The organism is Pseudomonas fakonensis, from assembly GCF_019139895.1.
Taxonomy (GTDB): Bacteria; Pseudomonadota; Gammaproteobacteria; order Pseudomonadales; family Pseudomonadaceae; genus Aquipseudomonas; species Aquipseudomonas fakonensis.
Window position 1 is genome coordinate 1765673 of sequence record NZ_CP077076.1, and the last position, 18621, is coordinate 1784293.

Consider the following 18621-nt stretch of genomic DNA (forward strand, 5'->3'; position numbering starts at 1 on the left):
ACGGCATGACGGATCAATGGGATGCCGGACGACTGGACAGTGACCTCGAGGGTGTCGGTTTCGATACCCTGGCGGTGCGCGCCGGTCAGAACCGTACACCGGAAGCCGAGCACAGCGAAGCGCTGTTCCTGACCTCCAGCTATGTCTTCCGCACGGCTGCCGACGCGGCCGCGCGGTTTGCCGGCGAAACACCCGGCAACGTCTACTCGCGCTACACCAACCCCACCGTGCGGGCGTTCGAAGAGCGTCTGGCGGCGATGGAAGGTGCCGAGCAGGCGGTCGCTACCTCCACCGGCATGGCGGCAATCCTCGCCGTGGTCATGTCGCTGTGCAGCGCCGGTGATCACGTGCTGGTGTCGCAGAGCGTGTTCGGCTCGACCATCAGCCTGTTCGAGAAGTACTTCAAGCGCTTTGGCGTGCAGGTGGACTACGTACCGCTGGTCGAGCTGGGCGGTTGGGAGAAGGCCATCAAGGCCAACACCAAGCTGTTGATCGTCGAGTCGCCGTCCAACCCGCTGGCCGAACTGGTCGACATCACTGCGCTGGCCGAAATCGCCCACGCCCGTGGCGCCATGCTGGTGGTGGACAACTGCTTCAGCACCCCGGCCTTGCAGCAGCCGCTCAAGCTCGGTGCCGACATCGTGTTCCACTCAGCCACCAAGTTCATCGACGGCCAGGGCCGCTGCATGGGCGGTGTGGTTGCCGGCCGTGCCGAGCAGATGAAAGAAGTGGTGGGTTTCCTGCGTACCGCAGGCCCGACCCTCAGCCCGTTCAACGCCTGGATTTTCACCAAGGGCCTGGAAACGCTGAAGCTGCGCATGCGCGCGCACTGCGAAAGCGCCCAGGTGCTGGCCGAATGGCTGGAGCAGCAGGGCGGCGTGGAGAAGGTGCATTACGCCGGCCTGCCGAGCCACCCGCAGCACGAATTGGCCAAGCGCCAGATGAGCGGCTTCGGTGCGGTGGTCAGCTTCGAGGTGAAGGGTGGCAAAGAGGGCGCCTGGCGCTTCATCGACGCCACCCGGGTGATCTCCATCACCACCAACCTGGGTGACAGCAAGACCACCATCGCCCACCCGGCCACCACCTCCCACGGCCGCTTGACGGCGCAGGAGCGTGAAGCGGCGGGTATCCGCGACAGCCTGATCCGGGTTGCCGTGGGCTTGGAAGACGTCGCTGACCTGCAGGCGGACCTCGCCCGTGGGCTGGCGGCACTGTGATGGAAATCCGCGGCGGTGGGCCAGGCCATAACGGCCGGGTCGCCCTGGTGACCGGTGCCGCCCGCGGCATCGGCCTGGGCATCGCCGCGTGGCTGATCTGCGAAGGTTGGCAGGTGGTGCTGAGCGATCTTGATCGCCAGCGCGGCGCCAAGGTGGCCGAGGCGCTGGGTGACAACGCCTTGTTCATTGCCATGGATGTGGCTGACGAAGCGCAGGTCAGCGCCGGGGTGTCCCAGGTGCTCGGCCAGTTCGGCCGCCTGGATGCGCTGGTCAGCAATGCGGCCATCGCCAACCCGCACAACCAGACGCTGGAAAGCTTATCGCTGGCCCAGTGGAACCGTGTGCTGGCGGTCAACCTCAATGGCCCGATGCTGCTGGCCAAGCACTGTGCGCCGTACCTGCGCGCCCATGGCGGTTCCATCGTCAACCTGGCCTCGACCCGCGCGCGGCAGTCCGAACCGGATACCGAGGCGTATGCTGCGAGTAAAGGTGGCCTGCTGGCCTTGACCCATGCCCTGGCCATGAGCCTGGGCCCGGAGATTCGCGTCAATGCGGTGAGCCCGGGCTGGATCGATGCCCGCGACCCGTCGCAGCGCCGCGCCGAACCCCTGACCGACGCCGACCATGCCCAGCATCCGGCGGGCAGGGTAGGGACGGTGGAGGACGTCGCGGCGCTGGTGGCCTGGTTGCTGTCGCGCCAGTCAGGCTTCGTCACTGGCCAGGAATTTGTGGTCGATGGCGGCATGAGCCGCAAGATGATCTACACCTGAGCGGTAAGTTATTGAGATACAACAGAAAGGGGCCGAAACAGACTGTGTGAAAACCTAGCAATCTGCCCGGCCCTTTAAGAGAATGCTCCGTATCGAAAGATACGGAGCATTTTTCGTTATGGCCTACATCCAGGGAGAATCCCGCAGCCAGACCAGTCTGTTCCCGGTCTCGCTGGAAGAGCTGATCCCCGAGGATCACCTCGTTCGTGTCATCGACCTGTATGTCGCTAGGCTGGATCTGGCGCAGCTAGGTTTCGACAAGGCCCAGCCCAAGGCCACTGGGCGCCCCGCCTACGACCCCGCCGACCAGCTCAAGCTTTATCTCTATGGCTATTTTCAGCGCATCCGTTCATCGCGGCGTCTGGAAGCCGAGTGCCAGCGCAACATCGAAGTGATGTGGTTGATCAACCGACTCAAACCTGACTTCAAGACCATCGCTGACTTCCGCAAGAACAACAAAGCTGCTTTCGTTACGACGTGCCGGGCCTTTGTGCAGTTCTGCCGAACTGCCGGTTTGATTGCCGGTGACCTGGTTGCCATCGACGGGAGCAAGTTTCAGGCGGTCGCTTCCGCGCGACGCCAGTTGAACTTGAATCAACTCAAGCGCCAAGACGAGAAGCTGGATAAGCGGATCGCCCAATACCTGGCTGAGTTGGATGCCGCTGACCAGTCTGAGGGCGAGCAAGTAATAGATCGCACTGCGATCAAAGCGGCCCTGGCGAAGCTTGAGGCAAAGCAGCAAGACAACCGCACTTGTCAGGCCTTGATGGAATCGATGGGGCTGGAGCAATTCAACACGCACGAAAGCGATGCCCGAATGATGCGCACGCCAAAAGGAGCGCGTGTTTCCTATAACGTGCAGACCGCCGTTGACGCAGAACACTGCCTGATTTTGCATCACGAGGTGACGCAAGAAGGCGATGATCGCAAGCAGCTTGAACCCATGGCTAAAGCGGCCAAGGCTGAACTGGGGCAGGAAGCGCTGACCGTGACAGCCGATATGGGCTACTCGAATGGCCAGCAGTTCCAGGCATGTGAGGAAGCCTCCATTACCGCGTACGTGCCGCCAAACCGAACCTCGAACCCAGGCGGCGAGGCATTATTCGAGCGCAAGGACTTTACCTACGACGCCGAACAGGATCGGTACCAGTGCCCGGCAGGTCAGTGGCTAACGCTAAAGCAGCGCTACAAGGGCGATCGGATCTACCAGGCGGCGATCAGTGATTGCGCCGGGTGCGCGCTGAAAGCCCAATGCACGACGGCCAAGCGCCGCTATGTCTCGCGTCACGCTCAAGAGGAAGCCTTTGAGCGCATGGCGCAGCGGATGCAGCTGCATCCAGAGATGATGGAGCGGCGTAGATCCATCGTGGAGCACCCGTTTGGTAATCTCAAACAATGGCTATTTGGAAACGGGCGCTTCTTGCTGCGACAACTCGAAGGCACAAGAGCTGAAATGGCTCTCGCTGTGACCGCTTACAACCTCAAGCGAGCGATCAGCGTCCTGAGTGCCAAGCAAATGATGCAAATGATGGGCTGAAGAGCCTTTTTCAGCACAAAAACAAACGCCCCGAACAAGTCGGGGCGTTTGGTCTGGGGCCTGTCAGTGTGTTTTCACACAGTCTGGAAAGGCCCTTTTTTTGTGCGCGGGCCTTGTGTGCATTGCCGTGTGCGCGGGCTTGCCCCGCGATCAGCCTTCGCCAGCACCTCCCTTTTTTCATCTTTTTTAAAAAAACTTCAATGGGGCTATTGACTTAGCATCGGTACCTGCGTAAATTTCGCGGCCTCAGCGAAGCAAACGCAACAAGCAACATCGCGGGGGTGATTAGCTCAGCCGGGAGAGCATCTGCCTTACAAGCAGAGGGTCGGCGGTTCGATCCCGTCATCACCCACCACTTCCTGAGGCGTTCCTGGTTCAGCAGCTTCTTATAGAAGCCGTTGGCAGAGAGGAACAGGACGCAAGTCCAACTATGCGCGGCGGTAGTTCAGTCGGTTAGAATACCGGCCTGTCACGCCGGGGGTCGCGGGTTCGAGTCCCGTCCGCCGCGCCACTTTTCTCCAGATGGGTGTTTGAACCGGTCTGAGGCCGCAAGGTCAGATCCCAGTTTCAATCAGGCGCAAGCCTGAACGATACGCAGCGGTAGTTCAGTCGGTTAGAATACCGGCCTGTCACGCCGGGGGTCGCGGGTTCGAGTCCCGTCCGCTGCGCCATCTTCTGCATCAAGCCCCTTGAACAGCTTGAAGCAAACCAGAAAAGGCGATCAAAAGTCGCCTTTTTTGTGCCTGGCTTTCGCGTTTTAACGCTTGAAAGCTCAGATCCCAGTTTCAATCGGGTGCGAGCCCGAACGATACGCAGCGGTAGTTCAGTCGGTTAGAATACCGGCCTGTCACGCCGGGGGTCGCGGGTTCGAGTCCCGTCCGCTGCGCCATCTTGCGCACCAAGCCCCTTGAACAGCTTGGTTTAAACAAAAAAAGCGACCTTCGGGTCGCTTTTCTTGTTTCTGCTGTCCCGCAAACCAGCCCGCCCCCTGTAGGAGCAGGCTTGCCTGCGATGAGGCCGGCACCGCCAACACCAATCCTCACGCCCTCTCAAAGCCTGAACTGCCCCAGCAACCCCTGCAGCTCTTCACCCAGCCCTTTCAGCTCAACGGCTGCTGCCTGTACCTCACGTGTGGCACTCAGCGAGCCCTGTGCCACATCACGAACGTTTTCCACATTTTGCTGGATGGTCAGCACCACGGCGTTTTGTTGTTCGGTGCTGGCGGCGATCTGCTGGTTCATGCCCTGGATGTCGTCGACGCTGGCGGTGATGACTTGCAGCGCCTCGCTGGCCTGGTTGGCCAGGGTCACGGTCGCCCCGGCGCTGTTGCGATTGCCGTGCATGCGCTCGACGGCATGCCGGGCGTCGTCCTGCAGGGTGGCGACCAGGGTTTCGATTTCGGCGCTGGAATGCTGGGTGCGCTGGGCCAGGCTGCGCACCTCGTCGGCAACCACGGCAAAGCCGCGCCCGGCCTCGCCAGCACGGGCGGCCTCGATCGCGGCATTGAGCGCCAGCAGGTTGGTCTGCTCGGCCACGGACTGAATCACCGTCATGATGCCGCCGATCTGCTCGGCGGATGCCGACAACTGTTGCACTGCCTCGGTACTGGTACCGATATCGCTGGCCAGCTGGGTGATCTGCTGTTGGGTATCGCACACCACACGCAGGCTGAGGTCGGCTTTGTCGCTGGCCTGGCGGGTAGCTTCGCTGGCCAGCGAGCTGTTGTGGGCCACCTCCTGTACGGCGCTGGCCATCTGGCCTATTGCGGTGGCCACCTGGCTGGTTTCGGCCTGTTGGCTGGCCGCCCCCTGGCTGGTGCGCTCGATGACGCCGGTCAGCGAGGCCGCGGCGCCCGACAGCCGCGTACAGACCTGGCTGACCTGCTGCAGGGCACGCCGCAGGTTGGCGCTGCTGCGCTGCAGTGCCTGCAGCAACTGGCCGAATTCGTCGCGGCGGTGTGCGACCGGGCTTTCTTGCAACTCGCCTGCGCCAATGCGCTGGGCCATGTCCAGGGCTTGCTGCAGGGGGCTGCAGATCTGCCGGACCAGCAACCAGGCGACCAGTCCGGCCAGCAGTACGGTGGTCAGGAATATGCCCAGCATCAGCTGTGAGCGTTGCTGCAGCTCTTGGGCGCTGCGCAGGTTCTGCTCGCTGATCAGCGCGTTCACCTGGCCGATGGCCTCGGCCACCTGCGCCGTCAGTTGTTTGCCGATGCCCACCGGCAGTTGCCGGCCATTGCTGTCCAGGGCGTGCTGCAGGGTTTGCTGGTAGCCCTGCATGATCCGGCGAATCGCCGGCAGGCTTGCCTGGGCCTGGGGGTAGGGCATTTTGGCCAGGTTTTCAGCGATCAGTGCGTCGATCTGTTGCTGGGCCTTGCCCAGCGTCTGCAGCTCGGCAGGCTCGCCGGTGAGGGCGTAGGCCATTTGTGCGGCGCGTATGTCGTTGAGGTGGTCGAGGATGTAGTTCACCGATACCAGCCGTTCGGCGCGGTGGGTGAGGGCCGACAGGCTGAACACGGCAATGGCGGCCAGGGCGGTGACCAGCAGCAGCAGGGGCGCCAGGCCTAGCAGCAGTTTCAGGCGTACCGAAAGGTTTTTCATCGTGGGTCCTGATGCGATGCATTCATGGGGGCACACGAGTTTATTCAGCAAGGCCGATTTTTTCGGTCAGGCGGCGCTTGCAATTGCTGTAGGGGAGGTCTCTGAATTGTGTGTGAAAATTCCTGCGGGCAGCTGCCGGTTTTACCGGACTTTACATGAACCTTGCGCGCCCAAGGTTTCGAAGGCCTGTGGATGTGTTGCACAATAGGCGCCGTTCGATTTACCCCGGAATTCACGATGTCCAGATCATCCGTCTACGGTGCGCTCGGGCTGGCCCTGGTGCTGGCGGGCGTGACCGGTTGCTCCTCGAAGAAGCCTGCCGTGTACGAACACGAGAACTTCGACGACTCGGGCACCTTCTCGCGCAGCTTCTCGGTCAGCGAGGCGGGCTCGTGCGAGGCCGCGCGGCGCGCGTTGCTCAGCCAGGGCTACATCATCACCAGCAGTGATGCCAACCAGGTGGCCGGCAACAAGAGCTTCCAGCAGACCGCCGAAAACCACATGCAGATCAGCTTCAACATCACCTGCGTGCCCGATATGAGCGACAAGCAGCGCTCGACCATGTTCGCCAACGCGCTGCAGGACCGTTACACCCTGAAAAAGTCCAACACCTCGGCAAGCCTTGGCGTGGGTGTGCTGGGTTCGGTGTCGATGCCGATCGGCTCTACCGACGATTCCATGGTCAAGGTCGCCAGCGAGACGGTCACTGCGCCGCAGTTCTACGACCGTTACTTCGCCCTGGTGGAAAGCTACCTGCCAAAACCGAAGAAAGTGAAAAAGCCCGAAGCCGAACCTGCCAAGGTCGAAATGCCCGCCCAGGACCTCGGCCTGCCGGAACCTGCGCCCGCGGCACTGGTCCCGGCCGCGCAACCCGCCGCGCCGGTTGCCGTGAGCGCGCCGGAGCCTGCGCCAGCAAGCGTGGCACCTGCCACCGAGCCGCCGGCAACCGCCGTACCCGCCAGTGAGGCACCTGCCGCACCGGTAGTGGATGACAGCCAGGGCTCGCAGCCCGTTGCACCGCCCGTTGAAGCTGCGCCGATCCAGGTGCAGCAGCAGGCCCCGCAAAGCGAGGCGGCGCCGGCTTCGCTGTAAGGCGCAACCTTTGCCGCCCGTCGATTTGACGCGCTCCCTGTAGGAGCGGCCTTGTGTCGCGAAAGGGTTGCGTAGCAGCCCCAGGGTCTAGGCATCATGCAAGATCCCGGGGCTGCTGCGCAGCCCTGTCGCGACACGAGGCCGCTCCTACATTCAGCCATCGATAACTTCCCAACACGCTGCTACGTTTATTCCTCAAGGCCTGTCATCAAAGCGTCACCCCACTGAAATAGGGTGAAGCCAGGCCGATGAACGACGAGCGAACACAGAGGAAGCAGCCAATGGACGAGTATCAGGAAGAACTGCTGGAGTTTCAGGCCTACGAGCTGGATATGCCAGAGCCCGCCGACGACGCCACCGAGCTTTAACCCGTCAGCCGCTGCATGCGGCGATATTCCCCCGGCGTCAGCCCGCTCCAGCGCTTGAATGCGCGCTGGAACGCCTCGGCCGAGGCAAACCCCAACAGATAGGCGATCTCGCCGAAAGCCAGTTCCGTGTCGCGGATATAGGCTTCGGCCAGGTCGCGGCGCGTGTCGTTGAGCAGGTCGCGAAAGCGCGTGCCCTCTTCGGCCAGCTTGCGGCGCAAGGTCCAGGTGGGCAGGTGCAGGTGCTGCGCCACTTCCTCAAGGTCCGGCTCGCGCCCGCCATTGAGCAGCGGCCCCAGCAGGTGGACGATGCGCTCGGCCAGGCCGCGTACCCGGCTTCGTTGCGCAAGCTCCGTCTCACACAGTTGCAACAGATGCCGCCACGTACTCGGGCAGTGCTGCGGATTGGTCAGGGCCAGGGTGCTGCTGTCCAGGCGCAGTTGGTTGCCGTCGGCGCCGAACTGGACGGCGTTGCTGCACAGGCTTTGGTACTGCGCAGCATAGGCAGGAGCTTGGAATTCGATCTCCAGGCGTTCGGCCTGCACTGACCTGCCGACCAATGCCCCCAGTTGCGCCAGCCAGCCGGCCAGCAGCGAGTCGACCACGAAGCGGTTGTAGCTGTTGTACGGGCTTATTGAATAGAACCGTAACCAGGCGCCCTGGGCATCTTCGTGGAAGGTTGAATGGCCACGGTAGTTTGCGGCGTAAAGCGGTTCGAAGCGTAGCAGCGTGCGTGCCGCTTCGCCCAGGGTGGGTGCCTGGCTCGCCGTGATGCCGGCCAGACCGGCTTGAGCCAAGCGGCTCAAGCGGCCCATGTGCAGTCCAAGAGCCGGTTCGTTGCACAAGGTAATGGCGGCATGGCCCAGGTGCATGTAGCGGGGGATTGACAGGCGTGCGCTGGGTTCGGCCAGTCGTGGTGCGTCCAGGCTGTATCGCAGTAATAGCGGTTGTGGGTCGTGCCCCAGCTTCAGCAGCGCTTCAGCCAGCGGCTGGACAAAACCTACCGACAGGTCACCCAGGCGTACTCGGGGAGTGGCCATGGGTTACAACCACAGGTTGAGCAGGCGGGCACCCTGGCTGGGATTGCCAACCCACTGTGTGTCGGCTCGGCTGGCAAAGCCCTGGCCGTCGCTACCTAACTCCCAGAACTGGCCGCGCAGGAATACGCTCATGCTGGCAATGCCGTTGGCACCGGTCTGCGTCAGTTGTTGCCAGGCACTCTGTTCGCTGACTTGGCCACGTTGCAATGGCAGGTTGGCGCTGAGCGCCTGATGCCGGTTGCCGCGCCAGGGTTCATGCCAGCTGTGTTTGCCACTGAGGAACACCGGATTGGCGATCAGCTGTACCGATTGCTTGTCCAGTTGCCGGTAGTTCGGCGGGTACCAGCTGTCGCTCCCGACCAGCACGCCCAAGCGCCCTGCGGGGGTTTGCACGACTTGCAGCGGGTGGTCGGCACCGCTATGGATGTAGCGACGGTTTTCGCTGTCGGGGTATTGCTGATACTGCGGCTGGCCCAGCAACGAGCCGTCGCTGGCGAAAACCAGGCTGCTGTTGAACAGGGGGCCATTCCCGGTGCGCAGCACGCCGTCCTCTACATAGGGTGCCGGCAGGATGATCGACCCGGCCACCAGCGTTACGCCGAACTCCCGGGCCAGGTTACCGAACAGAAGCTGATAATCTGCCGCCATTTGCGTGGCTTTCATGCGCAGGTGCGCATCCGAGCGGCGGTCGTGTCCATGGGCGGCCAGCATTGCCAGGCCATAACGCAGCGGGTTGCTGAGTTCCAGCCACTGCCAGGCTTCACGGCGCTGAGTGACTTGGTAAAGCTCGCGTTTCTCACCCCGGGCCCACAGCCAGGTACCGATGTGTTCCGGCAAAACCACAACGGTACGCGGGTTGACCAGCCCTTGTTCACGGGCTTGTTGCAGATAGGCTGCAAGTTTGCGGTGCAGGCGGGTAAGGTTTTGGTAGTCGCCGGGGTAGAGCAATGGCTCGACGCCCAGCAAGTTGCCATGCTCACCGGGTATGCCCTGGTTGATTGCCAGTTCGATACGCAGGTCGGACAGGTAGTGGCCCTCTGGTCGTTGCACGGTCCAGAAGCCGTAGCCGAAGAGAGTGGCGATGAGGACCAGCGACAGGGCGCCGGCTAGCACTTTACGCATGGGACCTTGGTGTCGTCGAAGAAGGGGGCCTGATGGCGCGTACGGAAAGTTAGCACAGAGCGTGCGTGCAATGAAGAACGTCTGGCGTCTGCTGGCTCGCGCCAGGCACTCTCGAGCGTAACAGCCACTGTCGTGCAGGCGGCAACTCAAGCCCGGCTGCACGCTATCTTGATGAGGCTCAATGGCGGGCGCGCCAGAACCCTTGGAAACAACCCGGGGCTGCTATAACCTTGGCGCCCCAGGCCTGGTGTTGTGGCCGCCCGCGTGTCAGCGCAAGATTGAATCTGATCGGACGAGAAGAGAAATGAATACTGGCGCTTTTTTGATAAAGAAAGATTTCTTTATTGAAGACGAGATCAAGGAAATTGCCAGCCTGGCTGTTTCTATAGAGCAAGAAAAGACCAATGTACACGGCGAGGGCAAGTACAAGGATATTCAGTGGCATAAAGTCGACCTTACCCCTGAGGCGCATCCGTTCGTTGCCAGAATCTACGAGTTTCTGGGCGCGGAAAAAAACGGCATTTGTGTGTTTTACTACTTGTCACCGGGTGCAGTCCTGCATCCACATCGAGATCTGACCGGCGCATCGAGCAATGCCCGTCTGCGTTTTCACGTCCCGATCATCACCCACGACAACATATTTTTCAATGTGTCCCGGGAGCGCGTGGTGATGTCCCCGGGTGAGTTGTGGGCACTGGATACTTCCTTTTTGCATGAGGTTCGCAATGAAGGGGATAGCACGCGTGTCCATATTGTTATCGAGTGCCAGGTCAATGAAGCGGTGAAGCGTCATTTGCCTGTGAAAAACTTGAGCGGGCGCCTGCACGATGTTTATTTCGTGCTGATATTGGGGCTCAGTTTCATGAAGTCGCTGCTGGTCAATATCTGGAAGGACCCCAAGTATTTCTGGGCGCAGATGCAGATGCTGAAAAAGTTTGTTGGCTGGCGGGTGTTCGGTAAGAAGGATGTGAAGTAGGCCTCAGCGCGCATGGGCTGGTAGCAGGGTGGGCCCATCTGGCAGGTGTCAGGCGCAGGTGAGGCTGCGCAGCAGGATCATCAGGTTGTCAGTTTCGATCATTGAGTGCATTCAAACGCCTGTTTAATGTCCATGGCAGACAAACGACAGGCCCCGCCAAACCGGTAGAGGCGCCTGCATTCCGTGATCACGCCACCTGTGGAGTCCGTCCATGGCTACCCAAGCTTACCCGCACCTGCTGGCCCCCCTCGACCTGGGTTTCACCACCTTGCGCAACCGCACCCTGATGGGCTCGATGCACACCGGCCTGGAGGAGCGCCCGGGCGGTTTCGAGCGCATGGCGGCCTACTTTGCCGAGCGTGCCCGGGGTGGGGTGGGCCTGATGGTCACCGGCGGCATCGCACCGAACGAGGAGGGCGGGGTGTACTCGGGCGCGGCCAAGCTGAGCACCGAGGAAGAAGCCGACAAGCACCGCATCGTCACCGAGGCGGTGCACGCCGCCGGTGGCAAGATCTGCCTGCAGATCCTGCATGCCGGGCGCTACGCCTACAGCCCCAAGCAAGTGGCGCCCAGCGCCATTCAGGCGCCGATCAACCCGTTCAAGCCGCGTGAGCTGGACGAAGACGGCATCGAGAAGCAGATCCGCGATTTCGTCACCTGCGCAAGCCTGGCCCAGCGCGCCGGCTATGACGGGGTCGAAGTGATGGGCTCGGAAGGCTACTTCATCAACCAGTTCCTCGCCGCCCACACCAACCACCGCACCGACCGCTGGGGTGGCAGCTACCAGAACCGCATGCGCCTGGCAGTGGAGATCGTGCGCCGGGTGCGCGAGGCGGTCGGGCGCGAGTTCATCATCATCTTCCGCCTGTCGATGCTCGACCTGGTCGAGGGTGGCAGCAACTGGGGCGAAATCGTCGAACTGGCCAAGGCGATCGAGCAGGCTGGTGCCACCCTCATCAACACCGGCATCGGCTGGCACGAGGCGCGCATCCCGACCATCGCCACCAAGGTGCCGCGGGCGGCGTTCACCAAGGTGACCGCCAAGTTGCGCGGCGCGGTGGGAATTCCGCTGATCACCACCAACCGTATCAACACCCCGGAAGTGGCCGAGGCCGTACTGGCCGAGGGTGATGCCGACATGGTCTCCATGGCCCGGCCGTTCCTCGCCGACCCGGACTTCGTCAACAAGGCCGCTGCCGGCCGGGGTGACGAGATCAACACCTGCATCGGTTGCAACCAGGCCTGCCTCGACCACACCTTCGGCGGCAAGCTCACCAGTTGCCTGGTCAACCCCCGCGCCTGCCACGAGACCGAGCTCAACTACCTGCCGGTGCGTGCGGTCAAGCGCATTGCCGTGGTAGGGGCAGGCCCCGCCGGCTTGTCGGCCGCCACCGTGGCCGCCGAGCGCGGCCACGAGGTGACCCTGTTTGACGCCGCCGGCGAGATTGGCGGGCAGTTCAACGTGGCCAAGCGCGTACCGGGCAAGGAAGAGTTCTTCGAGACACTGCGTTACTTTGCCAACAAGCTGCGCAGCACCGGCGTCGACCTGCGTCTGAACACCTGGGTGGATGTGCAGGCGCTGCTGGCTGGCGGCTTTGACGAGGTCATCCTGGCCACCGGCATCGCCCCGCGTACCCCGGCCATCCCCGGCATCGACAACCCCAAGGTGCTCAGCTACCTGGACGTGTTGCTGCAGCGCAAGCCGGTGGGCGAGCGGGTGGCGGTGATCGGCGCGGGCGGCATCGGCTTCGATGTGTCCGAGTACCTGGTGCACAAGGGCGTGGCCACCAGCCAGGACCGCGAGGCGTTCTGGAAGGAGTGGGGCATCGACACCCAGCTTGACGCCCGTGGCGGGGTGGCGGGCGTGCAGCCCGAGCCGCACGCCCCGGCGCGCCAGGTGTACCTGCTGCAGCGCAAGAAAACCAAGGTGGGCGACGGCCTGGGCAAGACCACCGGCTGGATTCACCGCACGGGGCTCAAGAACAAGCAGGTGCAGATGCTCAATAGCGTGGAATACCTGAGCATCGACGATGCCGGCCTGCACGTGCGCATCGGCGAGGGCGAGCCACAGTTGCTGGCGGTGGACAACATTGTCGTGTGCGCAGGCCAAGACCCGCTGCGTGAGTTGCACGAAGGGTTGCTGGCGGCAGGGCAGTCGGTGCACCTGATCGGTGGCGCTGACGTGGCCGCCGAGCTGGATGCCAAGCGGGCCATCAACCAGGGGTCGCGGTTGGCTGCCGAGCTGTAATCGCCCGGGCCGGCCCCTACAGGTTTGCGCAACCCTGTATGCGCCGGCTTGCCGGCGATAGGGCCCGCCCCGGCAACTGATACACTCGCGCCATGCCTGATTTCTCACTCCCCCAAGCCCCCCTGCAACGCCTCGACCTGCCGTGGCTTCAACCTGCCGGGGTCGAGCTAGCAGCCCTGCGCCTGGACCTGATCGACCCGCTGATCAGCGGCAACAAATGGTTCAAGCTGCGCCACCACCTCATCGAGGCTCGGCAAGCGTCCGCCCCGGGCCTGATCAGTCTGGGCGGCAACCACTCCAACCACTTGCACGCCTTGGCCGCCGCTGGCAAACGCTTTGGCTTCGCCACCGCCGGCCTGCTGCGCGGCCATGCGCAGGACACCCCCACCGTGCGCGACCTGCGCGCCCTGGGCATGACCCTGCACTGGCTGGGCTATGGCGGTTACCGCGAGCGCTACCGGCCCGAATTCTGGCAACCCTGGCAGGCCCTGTACCCCGGTTGGCACTGCATCCCCGAAGGCGGTGGCGGCATGCCGGGCGCCCAGGGCTGCGCACTGATCGTCGAGCAATGCCAGGCTCAACTGGCCAGTGTGGGTTGGGATGATTACCACGCCTGGTGGCTGGCCGCCGGTACCGGCACGACGCTGGCCGGCCTGGTGCTGGCAGAGGCGGGTCGGCACCCGGTGCATGGCGCTTTAGCGTTGCCGGCAGGCCATGGGGTGGCGGAAACGGTTGCAGGGTTGGTTGGCACTCAGGGTTATGAACTGCACGACGCCAGCCGTGGCGGCTTTGCCCGCATCGACGACGAACTGCTGGCGTTCATCGCGCAAAGCGAGCGCGAGGCCGGTATGCCGCTGGAGGCGCTGTACACCGGCAAGGCCCTGCTGGCGCTGCGCGAACAAGTGCAGGCCGGGCGTTTCGGCCCCGGCAGCCGCCTGGTGTTCGTGCATACCGGCGGCCTGCAGGGGCGGCGCGGTTATTTGTAGGGCAGCATGCGCAGCAGGGTGTTATCGCGGCGCACATAGTGGTGGTAAAGCCCGGCCACCGCATGCAGGCCGATCAGCCAATAGCCCCAGCTGCCGATGCGCTCGTGCCAGCCCTTGATGAATTTGGCCAGGTCCGGGTCGGGGGCGGTGATGGCCGGCAGCTCCAGGCCGTAGAACGGGATGGGCTTGTCGGCGGCGCTGAGGATCGCCCAGCCGGCCAGGGGCAGGCCGATCATCATCAGGTACAGCAGCAGGTGCACCAGGTGCGACAGGCCCGTCTGCCAGGCCGGGGGCTTGGGGATGATCGGCGGGGTCGGGCGCGACAGGCGCATGGCCAGGCGCAGCCACACCAGCACGAACACGCTCAGGCCAAGCATGAAGTGCAGGTCTTTCATCAGGTCACGCTCGGCGCTGCCCTTGGGAAACAGGCCGCGCAGTTCGATGCAGGCGTAGACCGCCGCCAGCAGCACCAGCATCAGCCAGTGCAGCACGATCGACGACCGCGCGTAGTGGCCCGCAGGAGTGGATGAAACCATGGTGGATCCTCGTCATCAGGTCGGTAGGGGCGCTCTTGCTGGCGCCTGGCGATCATCGTAATGGTTGGCTGTAAAAATTGCGTTGTTCCGGGGCAAGTGCACAGCCCCTGTAGGAGATCACTCAGCCCTTGCGGGCTGCGCTGTCGCGCAGAGAACTCGTCTGGCAGATGCGCCACGCCCCTGTGGGAGCGGCCTTGTGTCGCGATGGGGCGCGAAGCAGCCCCAAGGTCTTAGCCTCATGCAAAATTGCTGGGGCTGCTGCGCAGCCCATCGCGACACAAGGCCGCTTCCCACAGGGACCTTGTTAAATCAATGAGTTGTAATTTGTTCCATAGGAGCCGGCTTGCCGGCGATAGGGCCAGCCCTGCCAAGCTGGCTCACCCGCCCAGATTCGGCCAGCTGTCGGCCACCAGAAACACCCGCTCGGCCTCCTGCCAGGCGCCGTCGTGATCCTCTTCAAGGCGCACCAGCAACTGCGCCGGCGCCACCTCGTCGAGCCCTTTCAGCCAGTGCTCGAACTGCCCCGGCGCCCAGCAACTGCCTGCCTCGACCCGCGCCGGCGCCAGCCAGCTGTGCCTGGCCAGCGGCTGCCAGCGCCCGATGCCCAGCGGCCAGTCGCGCCGGTGCAGCCAACGCCCGCGCAGGTGCCGTGGGTGGGCGCCGACCGGTGGTTCGGCATGGCCCGGCCAGGGGTAGAACAGGTAGCCACCCAGCCACAGGTGGGCTTGAACCTGCGCCACACCCAACCCGTGCAAGGCTTCGCGGCTGTGCGGCTGCGCCGAGATCGGCAACTGGTGCCCGGCCAGGTGCGCAAGCTTCAGGCCCAGCCGATCGTGGCAGCCGGGGCCCAGCCACTGGGCAGGGTCCTGGCTATCACCTGCCTGGGGGCCCAGGTACAACTTGATCGCCAGTTCCAGGTGATGGTCGCCTTCGTGGTCACGCAACAGAATGTCCAGCTCGCCCAGGGTGCGCCCGCCTTCGCGGATCGCCAGGTTGGCCGCCAGCAGTTCGATGCCCGGGGCCTGCTGCAGGGCAAACTGCCACAGGTGTTCGTAATACAGGCCCAGGCGCCGGCTGGTCAGGCGCGTGAGCCAGGCCAGCAAGGGCGCAGGGTCACGGTCCAGGGCGTGCAGCCAGGCGGCCAGGCGCTCAGGTTCATCGGCCCAGCTGCTGCCGGCCAGCGGGTGGCGCTGGCGGCACGGGGCATCGCCCAGCAGCGGCGCTGACAGCAGCACCCAGGCCAGGTCGCGCACCGCAGGGTGGCGCAGGTGGCGGGGCAGGGGCTCGAGGTGGGCGAAAGGCGTCATCCAGCGAGCATAGCCGGTTTGCCGCTGGCCGGTCGTTTCGCCCATAATCCCGCTATTGTCACCCCGCCGCAGAGCCTCGCAGGAGCACCATGGAGCAATTTCGCAATATCGGTATCATCGGACGCCTTGGCAGCTCCCAGGTGCTCGACACCATTCGCCGACTGAAAAAATTCCTCCTCGAGCGCCACCTGCACGTGATCCTCGAGGACACCATCGCCGAAGTACTGCCCGGCCACGGCCTGCAAACCTCCACCCGCAAGCTTTTGGGCGAGGTCTGCGACCTGGTGATCGTGGTAGGTGGCGACGGCAGCCTGCTGGGCGCCGCCCGCGCCCTGGCCCGCCACAACATCCCGGTGCTGGGCATCAACCGCGGCAACCTGGGCTTTCTCACCGACATTCGCCCCGACGAGCTGGAAGAAAAAGTCGCCGAAGTGCTCGACGGCCACTACCTGGTAGAGAACCGCTTCCTGCTGCAAGCCGAGGTGCGCCGCCACCACGAGGCCATCGGCCAGGGCGATGCGCTCAACGACGTGGTACTGCACCCGGGCAAGTCGACGCGGATGATCGAATTCGAAATCCATATCGACGGCCAGTTCGTCTGCAGCCAGAAGGCCGACGGCCTGATCGTCGCCACCCCCACCGGCTCCACGGCCTACGCGCTGTCGGCCGGCGGCCCGATCATGCACCCCAAGCTCGACGCCATCGTCATCGTGCCGATGTACCCGCACACCCTGTCGGGCCGGCCAATCGTGGTGGACGGCAACAGCGAGCTGAAAATCGTGGTGGCCAACGACCTGCAGATCTACCCGCAGGTCTCGTGTGACGGCCAAAACCACTTCACCTGCGCCCCCGGCGATACCATCACGGTGAGCAAGAAGCCGCAAAAACTGCGCCTGATCCACCCGCTGGATCACAATTACTACGAGGTCTGCCGCACCAAGCTCGGCTGGGGCAGCCGCCTGGGGGGCAGGGACGACTGATGCTCGATCCGGCGCGCAGTTTCGACATCATCGGTGACGTGCATGGCTGCGCGCACACCCTCGAACGCCTGCTCGATGCGCTCGGTTACAAGCGTATCGGCGGGGTGTGGCGCCACCCGCGGCGCCAGGCGCTGTTTCTCGGCGACATCGTCGACCGCGGCCCGCGCATTCGCGAGGCGCTGCACATCGTCCACGACATGGTCGAGGCCGGCCAGGCCTTCTGCATCATGGGCAACCACGAGTACAACGCCCTCGGCTGGGTCACCCCGGGGTTGCCCGGCAGCGGCAAGGCCCATGTGCGCGAGCACACCCCGCGCCATGCCCGGCTGATCGATGAAACCCTCACCCAGTTCGCCCAGCACCCCGGCGACTGGCACGATTTCATCAATTGGTTCTACGAGCTGCCGTTGTTCGTCGATGCCGGGCGCTTCCGTCTGGTGCACGCCTGCTGGGACCCGCAACTGATCGCCCCGCTGCGCCAGCAGTACCCCAACGGCTGCATCGACGAGCATTTCGTCCAGGCCTCGGCGGTCAGCGGCAGCTTCGCCGCCACGGTGTGCAACCGTCTGCTGCGCGGCACCGACATGCGCCTGCCCGACGGCCTTACGCTCACCGGTGGCGACGGCCTGACCCGGGCGTTCTTCCGCACCAAGTTCTGGGAAGAAGACCCGCAGACCTACGGCGACATCGTCTTCCAGCCCGACGCGCTGCCCGACGAAGTGGCCCGCGCGCCGCTCAGCCACAGCCAGAAGAATGCCCTGCTGCGCTACGGGGCGGACGAGCCGCTGCTGTTCGTCGGCCACTACTGGCGCAGCGGCCGCCCGGCGCCGATCCGCGACAACCTGGCGTGCCTGGACTACAGCGCCGTGCTGTACGGCAAGCTGGCCGCCTACCGCCTGGATGACGAAACCTGCATCGACCCGCACAAGTTCGTCTGGGTCGACGTCGAACGCCCGCAGGCCAGCCAATGAAAGCGGTCGAGGTGCTGCGCCTGCCGCTGGCCGTCGACCTGGCCGGCTTCGTCGCCTTGCTGCGCCGCCTGCAGGTGCCGCACCGGGTGGTAGAGGAGGGCGAGGAGCAAGTGCTGTGGGCGCCGCAGGCGATTGCCGCCGATGTGCATGAACTCTACCAGCGCTACCCCGACGGCAATGCCGACCTGCAGCTTGCCGACACCGGCTTGCCGGCGCTGGCGCCCGCGCGGCCCTCACTGAAAGACCAGGCCCGCGCGGCCAAGGTCACCACCTTCACCCTGTTCCTGTGCCTGCTGGTGGCCGGTATCACCAACCTGGGCGACAACCTCGCGACCATCGCCTGGTTCAGCTTCCTGCCGTTCCAGGTGCAGGGCGAGTACCTGTATTTCACAGGCTTTGCCCAAAGCCTGGCCGAGGGCCAGTGGTGGCGCCTGGTGTCGCCGATGCTGCTGCACTTCGGTGTGCTGCACCTGGCCATGAACGGCATGTGGTACTGGGAGCTGGGCCGGCGCATCGAGTCGCGCCAGGGCCCGCTGATGCTGCTGGCACTGACCCTGCTGTTCAGCCTGGTGTCCAACCTGGCCCAGCACTTTACCAGCGGCCCGGGCCTGTTCGGTGGGCTGTCGGGGGTGCTGTACGGCTTGCTCGGGCATGTATGGCTGTACCACAAGCTGGCGCCCAGCCCGCAGTTCAGCCTGCCCCGCGGCGTGCTGGGGATGATGCTGATCTGGCTGCTGGTGTGCCTGAGCGGTGTGGTCGGCAAGCTGGGCTTTGGCGAAATCGCCAACGCCGCCCACGTGGGTGGCCTGCTCATCGGATGCCTGACTGGCCTATTGGGTGGAATGGTCGCCCGGCGTAAACTAGCCGCCTGACT

General features: G+C 64.0%; 15 protein-coding genes and 4 tRNA genes. 14 read left to right on the top strand and 5 right to left on the bottom strand.

Annotation, left to right across the window (positions count from 1 at the left end):
• The first annotated feature begins 5 nt into the window (after positions 1-5).
• From KSS94_RS08025 to KSS94_RS08055, 7 genes are all read left to right on the top strand, one after another.
• Positions 6-1217: an O-succinylhomoserine sulfhydrylase gene (locus tag KSS94_RS08025; protein WP_217842471.1), complete on the top strand. Its 1212-nt coding sequence runs from the start codon at positions 6-8 to the stop codon at positions 1215-1217.
• Positions 1217-1987 carry an SDR family oxidoreductase gene (locus KSS94_RS08030; RefSeq protein ID WP_217842472.1) on the top strand — a complete coding sequence of 257 codons (771 nt, stop codon included), beginning with the start codon at positions 1217-1219 and terminating at the stop codon, positions 1985-1987. Before KSS94_RS08025 ends, KSS94_RS08030 begins: the two co-directional genes overlap by 1 nt.
• A gap of 118 nt (positions 1988-2105) precedes the next feature.
• Complete coding sequence (locus KSS94_RS08035; RefSeq protein WP_217840929.1) at positions 2106-3524, top strand: IS1182 family transposase; 1419 nt, start codon at positions 2106-2108, stop codon at positions 3522-3524.
• A gap of 279 nt (positions 3525-3803) precedes the next feature.
• Positions 3804-3879, top strand: a tRNA-Val gene (locus tag KSS94_RS08040).
• Between the two features lie 79 nt (positions 3880-3958).
• Positions 3959-4035 (top strand) — tRNA-Asp (locus KSS94_RS08045).
• Positions 4036-4118: 83 nt separating this feature from the next.
• Positions 4119-4195, top strand: a tRNA-Asp gene (locus KSS94_RS08050).
• 141 nt (positions 4196-4336) lie between these two features.
• A tRNA-Asp gene (locus KSS94_RS08055) sits at positions 4337-4413 on the top strand.
• Positions 4414-4573: 160 nt separating this feature from the next.
• On the opposite strand, the gene KSS94_RS08060 is transcribed toward KSS94_RS08055, so the two are convergent.
• Positions 4574-6124 carry a methyl-accepting chemotaxis protein gene (locus KSS94_RS08060; protein WP_217842473.1) on the bottom strand — a complete coding sequence of 517 codons (1551 nt, stop codon included), beginning with the start codon at positions 6122-6124 and terminating at the stop codon, positions 4574-4576.
• 237 nt (positions 6125-6361) lie between these two features.
• Between KSS94_RS08060 and KSS94_RS08065 the strand changes: the two genes are divergently transcribed.
• Positions 6362-7216: a DUF2242 domain-containing protein gene (locus KSS94_RS08065; RefSeq protein ID WP_217842474.1), complete on the top strand. Its 855-nt coding sequence runs from the start codon at positions 6362-6364 to the stop codon at positions 7214-7216.
• Between the two features lie 364 nt (positions 7217-7580).
• On the opposite strand, the gene KSS94_RS08070 is transcribed toward KSS94_RS08065, so the two are convergent.
• Entirely contained in the window at positions 7581-8621 is a 1041-nt protein-coding gene (locus KSS94_RS08070) for an AraC family transcriptional regulator (protein WP_217842475.1), read from the bottom strand.
• A gap of 3 nt (positions 8622-8624) precedes the next feature.
• On the bottom strand, positions 8625-9743 hold the full coding sequence (locus KSS94_RS08075) for a nitrilase-related carbon-nitrogen hydrolase (RefSeq protein ID WP_217842476.1): 1119 nt from the start codon (positions 9741-9743) through the stop codon (positions 8625-8627).
• A gap of 304 nt (positions 9744-10047) precedes the next feature.
• On the opposite strand from KSS94_RS08075, the gene KSS94_RS08080 reads away from it, so the two are divergent.
• From KSS94_RS08080 to KSS94_RS08090, 3 genes are all read left to right on the top strand, one after another.
• Positions 10048-10719, top strand: a complete 672-nt coding sequence (locus tag KSS94_RS08080) for an aspartyl/asparaginyl beta-hydroxylase domain-containing protein (protein ID WP_217842477.1) — start codon at positions 10048-10050, stop codon at positions 10717-10719.
• Positions 10720-10930: 211 nt separating this feature from the next.
• Positions 10931-12967, top strand: a complete 2037-nt coding sequence (locus tag KSS94_RS08085) for an NADPH-dependent 2,4-dienoyl-CoA reductase (protein WP_217842478.1) — start codon at positions 10931-10933, stop codon at positions 12965-12967.
• Positions 12968-13059: 92 nt separating this feature from the next.
• Positions 13060-13953, top strand: coding sequence for a 1-aminocyclopropane-1-carboxylate deaminase/D-cysteine desulfhydrase (locus KSS94_RS08090; protein ID WP_217842479.1), 894 nt, complete (start codon positions 13060-13062; stop codon positions 13951-13953).
• Here the strand turns inward: KSS94_RS08090 and KSS94_RS08095 are convergent.
• Together KSS94_RS08095 and KSS94_RS08100 are read right to left on the bottom strand one after the other, a co-directional pair.
• A complete protein-coding gene (locus KSS94_RS08095) occupies positions 13944-14489 on the bottom strand; it encodes a cytochrome b (RefSeq protein ID WP_217842480.1) in 546 nt (181 codons plus the stop codon). The two genes, KSS94_RS08090 and KSS94_RS08095, sit on opposite strands and share 10 nt — an antisense overlap.
• Positions 14490-14866: 377 nt before the next feature.
• Complete coding sequence (locus tag KSS94_RS08100; RefSeq protein WP_217842481.1) at positions 14867-15841, bottom strand: DUF1853 family protein; 975 nt, start codon at positions 15839-15841, stop codon at positions 14867-14869.
• A 44-nt stretch (positions 15842-15885) separates the two neighbouring features.
• Here KSS94_RS08100 and KSS94_RS08105 point away from each other — a divergent pair, with 44 nt between their 5' ends.
• The 3 genes from KSS94_RS08105 to KSS94_RS08115 are packed head-to-tail and all read left to right on the top strand — an operon-like array spanning position 15886 to position 18619.
• Positions 15886-16776, top strand: coding sequence for an NAD(+) kinase (locus KSS94_RS08105; protein ID WP_217842482.1), 891 nt, complete (start codon positions 15886-15888; stop codon positions 16774-16776).
• Positions 16776-17747 carry a metallophosphoesterase gene (locus KSS94_RS08110; RefSeq protein ID WP_217842483.1) on the top strand — a complete coding sequence of 324 codons (972 nt, stop codon included), beginning with the start codon at positions 16776-16778 and terminating at the stop codon, positions 17745-17747. The genes KSS94_RS08105 and KSS94_RS08110 overlap by 1 nt, the downstream gene beginning before the upstream one ends.
• On the top strand, positions 17744-18619 hold the full coding sequence (locus KSS94_RS08115; protein ID WP_217842484.1) for a rhomboid family intramembrane serine protease: 876 nt from the start codon (positions 17744-17746) through the stop codon (positions 18617-18619). Before KSS94_RS08110 ends, KSS94_RS08115 begins: the two co-directional genes overlap by 4 nt.
• Positions 18620-18621: the final 2 nt, after the last annotated feature.